Source organism: Moritella viscosa (assembly GCF_900120065.1).
Classification (GTDB): Bacteria; Pseudomonadota; Gammaproteobacteria; order Enterobacterales; family Moritellaceae; genus Moritella; species Moritella viscosa.
Genome location: NZ_FPLG01000071.1, coordinates 1 through 5,361 on the forward strand (window position 1 = coordinate 1; position 5,361 = coordinate 5,361).

Below are 5,361 nucleotides of genomic sequence, written 5' to 3' on the forward strand. Positions count from 1 at the left end.
TAAGCAGTATCTTTAGATACAAGAGTTGCTAATGGTAGTCCACTCGTCCCATCTGCTTAGACTTAATTCCAGTTAACTTTCCGCCCTTAAATGTTAACTTCACTTCAAATTCACCACCCACAGACGCATTCAAAATATAACGATTATATGAAATTCGTTTGAATGACTTTTCGTTATTAATTATTTCCACTACTTCTGAATGTGTCATGCCATTGTTACTAATCAACAGATCACCACCACTAACACGAAAAAAATCTTTTGCATAAGAGAGTGATGAAAATGAAATTGATATGATAAAAAATATCCATAGAAATTTTGACTGCACAAACTCGTCCTTAAATTAGCTAAATTGAATTGGTACATTAACAGGAAAAACAGAGCGGATAAATTAGCATTTCATATAGTAAATATATGTTCGTATTACATTTACTCGAGAGGTTTAAGAAACTAAAAAGCGCCCCAAGAGGGCGCTTTGATTCATTTTTATGACATTTATATTTTAACGTTAATAACCTTGCTGATAACAGCACCATCATCATCGATTACCTTCAATGTCACAACATGGTGACCGTATGAAGGAAACATTGTCGTACGCTTAGTCTTACCATTCGGTAATTGCCATTCGGTATCAACAATACGACCATCACTGTCAGTACTGGTTGACCATAATGTCACCAGACGACCTAAGTGAATGTATTTCGCATCGACTTTAGGTTCAACATTTGGAGCAACAACGTCAATTGTCTCTGATACTGTGGCTGTTACACCATCGTTATCTGTTACCGTCAGGGTTACCGTGTAACTGCCGCTTTCAGTGTACTGCCATACTGGAGAGCTTTCATCACTGATCTGTCCATTGCCAAAATCCCATAGATATTTAGCAATCTGACCATCACTATCAGAACTTCTGTTTGTGGCTGTAACCTCAAGTCCGTCAACAACAAAGTCAAATACAGCTTGAGGTGCAACATTTGGCGCCTCCGAATAAGAAACTTTTAGAACACCATATTCGTTGTTTTCAGCCTGCTTCAGAACATCGATAACGAGACCATATTCTGTCACAATACGCCCTGAATCTGGCGCTTCTGGTAAGCTATAGTCTTGACTATCATCAAAATGACCATTGGCAGTAAGATTACTGTCTTCCAGTACATTGCCATCACGAGCAGTCAAACTAAATTCAGTTTGATCATGTAACGAGAAAGCGGCATCACGAACTTGAAAACGAGTTTGTGCAGGGAGGCCAGTATCCGCCCATAATAGCGCGTTCTGATCAGCATCTAAAATACCAAGCCAACCTTGACCAGGATGTTTACCTACCGCGTTATCCTTAAATGAATCATCAACGTACCAAATAATCAGTCCAGGTTCGAAAGTCACTAGCTGACCCATACGTTTAATATTGTTTAAGCCTTCATCAACGTCGTTATGACTACGCCATTGCAGTAAGTAATAGTGGTTAGACTCGTAGAAACCAGTGTTGCTCTTAAAGCCATCAAGAGCAAATGTCGATGTTGATTCAGCATCATCAACCAGCGTACGTTCACCATCACTAATCAGAGCAATATTATCAAGGAACAGTCCTTTCATTGCCAGACCACCATCCGTGATGTAATCAAAACCAAGCGTGACAGTTTGTCCAGCGTAAGCCGACAGATCAAATTCAGCATCGATCCAACCATCAGATTCACCACCAATCGCCGGTGCTAAACCAGTATTAAGCGGATCGTCCAGCGTCGTAATATTACCTGAGATTGGTTTACCGTTAATTAGCACACGGGCAAAGTCATAATCCTTTTCTATTTGATACCAAGCTTTAAATACCAGTTTAACGTCATTTCCAGCTGGAATATCTAAGCTTCTGCTCATCGAATTGTTCAGACCATCACCTTGTTCGGAATGGAACTGAGCAGTCCCTTCGAACGGTTTTAATCCTTCGCTTTTCTTCATCGGTAAGTCAATACGAACCATGTTAGGGCGATCGTTATCTGTAGTTTGGAACAAGGTAAAGAATAAATCTTTCTCTTTTAGCTCTTCAATAGATAACCGTTCGTCATTGATCCAGCGGCCACCAATTGCGTTTTGCAAGAAGGTTTTAGCCCATGAACTGAATGCTGTTGGTTGAGTTCCACCAATTTTACCAGCCCAACTACCAGAAGACATGATTGACCAGTAAGAAACAGGTTCGCCAGCGCCAGTATACTGAGTATCATACTCATCAGGCAGGCCTAAATCGTGACCGTATTCGTGCGCACAAACCCCTGCCGCAGCGTCAATTGGTTGGATCGTATAATCAAACGCTGCATAGTTACCATTGAATTGTTCCGGTACAGAGCTAGTCGTACCTTCAAGCACATATGGCTGACCCAAATTAAAGCGGTGTGACCAAATCGCATCGGGACCGAGTACACCACCACCAGCTTCTTCACCAACAGAGGCATGGAATATCATGAGATGATCGATAACACCATCGGGTTCACGGAAGTTACCGTCACCGTCAAAGTCATAACGATCTTCGATATCATAGTCAGCTAAGTTCACACTCGGATCTTTAGCAAGCTGTGCTAGTGCCTCACGTACTAACGCTTGGGCATTTTTATCATTGTCGGTAGTGGCTGTGTTACCACCGTAATAAGCAGCATTGTTTTCCGCTCGATACCAACCTTTGGCTTGGCCAGAAACACTGTAACTATCTCCTGATTCTTGCTCGTAATATTGACGCATGGAGATTAAATTGTTGCCTTTCGGACCGGTATAACCAGTATCTGAAAATAGCAGGCTCTGATAATGCGAAGGTGAGTAGCTAGGGTAAAGCATCGAAGTATGCTCTTCAGTCAGCTTGTTATCATCCCATGGAAGATCGGGGAAATCGACTAAAAGGGCCAACACTTTATCGGTACGTTTATTCGTAACGTCCAGCGCAAAGACACTCGATTTTTTGAATCCCTGTTGTTTCTCGATAACATTAATAATGCGACTTTGGTGAAGTTTGGCTTGCTTACCAAATTGAGCATCACCACTAAACCCATGTTTTATCTTATGATCTAGATAGTTTTTTACTGCATCTGACCTTTCCTGTAATGACGCAAACTCATCAAGTAATCCTCTGCGAACCAGCATTTCGGCCAGCTTATCCTCATTAACTACCCCTAAGTCTACCGGTGTTTTTGCATGCGCTGCATTTACACTAAGTAAACTGATGATCGCAGTCGCAACCAATGTATATTTGAGTTTTTTCATTATATTTCCTTGTTATTATTTTCCATTTTAATATCACTACATTCCGCGGAACCTATTCATAAAGATTCAGCAAACATGTTGATTGATTCCTTATGAGCATTCTCAATCTGGATCATTCGGGCGGTAGAATGCAGGCATTTGTTTTATTCGAATTTTCAGGTTCCGAATTAGGCATTCCTGCATGTAAGCCGTTAGCAGTATTGACGTTAGGAGCATCATTGTCGGAATACACTGAATGCTTTACATCACTCGGTTTATTCATGCTGCTATGACGCTGTTTACGCTGTAAATATATTGCCAAAGCCTTTTGTTGCTGATCACGATTAAGGCCTTCGCAAATGACACCTCGGGCAATTAAAGAACCGAGTAACCTTTCATTTTCATCTGCAGGAACAGAAGCAAACACTAAATAACTAATAAGCGACATTGCCAAACAAAAGACTATTTTCATTTAACCACTCTTGTTTTGTAAATTATTTGTAAAGGTTGCATTAAGTTATTACTAATGGAATTTATTGCAAAATAAATAAACCAAACTTGAGAGGTAGTCCTAAAGTAATAGGAACAATTCGTACCTACCTCACACTTTTGATATTTTTATAACTGAAATTCATAAGGATGCAATAATAAACACACTATAAACAGATTGATTATTAAGTAGTTATTCTATATTCATAGGTAATATCATATATCGGAAATATAAATTTTCCGCTTGAGCATCATCAGTAAAACATGGAGTATTTAAAAATAAGAGGGATGAAAAGCAATTGTGGCTGATATGACTGAATTTTAACGATGTAACAAAATAACAAGCGAGTTAATTATAGGTTGGTTACACTAAAATAAGGTCTTGTAATAATATTTTTTCCTGCATTGATACATGCTTTAATGCTCGTGAATAGGTGTAGGTATATTAAAAGGTTAAATAATGAAAATTTTCTATCGATTATATTTGTATTGGTATGTATGTTTTTTCAAACTTAGTAATAATAGGATTTGATGAAAGCTTGAAATCAAAAGCAACTGATGTCGCTTATAACATAGTGTATGAACAAGAATGATTGAATTTAGATGGGATGCAGAAAGCGAATATCAATAATTGATCGAATTAAGCCTGAGCTCTATATGACCTTCATAAACAGCCTCTCAGTTCGTTGTTATTATTAAACTGTTATTCTCTAATCTTTGTTTTTAATAATACTTAGCCCGCTTTAAGTTTAAACACCTTACCGCAGTGATTACATTTATGAATGCTGCTATAAAATAATTTTTCAAACCAATTTCGATTCACTCTTTTCACTATCGCATTTTCACAACACTTCATCTTTCATCCCTCTTTAAAAATGCACTACGCTATAAAACCGTACAACGGATAACTAACGTAATAACAATAGCCTCCAACTACCAAGGTAACAGCTTATAAATCCTTGATTGTAAGAGTGAGTGAATTATAGAAAACTCATCACAATTACTCTTTAATTTTAAACATTATCAATTAGAATAAACACTTTAAAATCAAAATTTAATCGTAATTTACGCGATAGTGAAACCCCATACAATAGTGACATTAAACTACCGATTGAAATTGCAGTTTATGAGATAAAGTGGAATATTATGTTGCATTTATAGATGAGCACAGTGGTATCCAGCTGAATTACAATCTCTATATCAACGATTCAATAAAATCGTTATCCACTAATTTAATGCTTTAACACTATCTCGTTCGATAAGGGTAGGCTCTAATTCAATAATCAGGTTACTTTCAGTCTTTGAATTAATTTGTTCGAGCAACATATCTACTGCTTTTTGCCCTAAGCGATGTTTAGGCTGGTGAATAGTCGTTAATGAGGGGGTAATATATTTAGCGAGTTTAATATCATCGTAGCCGATAATAGACAAGTCTCCGGGTACTGAAATACCCTTTTTACTTGCGCTATTTATTACACTCATCGCCATCATGTCATTACACACAAATAAAGCGGATGGTAGTGGTCCGTTACCATACATTTCGGCAAAGGCTTTTTCACCACCTTCACATTCAAAGTCACCCGCTGTAATCCATTTCGGGTTAATGGCTAAACCCGCTTCTTCCATTGCTTGGGTAAAACCAGCAAAACGTCG

General features: G+C 38.2%; 4 protein-coding genes. All 4 read right to left on the bottom strand.

All coding sequences use genetic code 11. The features are described 5' to 3' along the window. Positions 1-28: 28 nt before the first annotated feature. A complete protein-coding gene (locus BT797_RS10145) occupies positions 29-325 on the bottom strand; it encodes a hypothetical protein (protein WP_045111696.1) in 297 nt (98 codons plus the stop codon). A 167-nt stretch (positions 326-492) separates the two neighbouring features. Further along, a complete protein-coding gene (locus tag BT797_RS10150) occupies positions 493-3,240 on the bottom strand; it encodes an immune inhibitor A domain-containing protein (RefSeq protein WP_075471947.1) in 2,748 nt (915 codons plus the stop codon). Between the two features lie 112 nt (positions 3,241-3,352). Further along, on the bottom strand, positions 3,353-3,691 hold the full coding sequence (locus tag BT797_RS24095) for a hypothetical protein (protein ID WP_075471949.1): 339 nt from the start codon (positions 3,689-3,691) through the stop codon (positions 3,353-3,355). A gap of 1,244 nt (positions 3,692-4,935) precedes the next feature. Further along, positions 4,936-5,361, bottom strand: a 426-nt coding sequence (locus tag BT797_RS10160; protein ID WP_175545656.1) for a substrate-binding domain-containing protein, incomplete at its 5' end; no start/stop codon positions are given.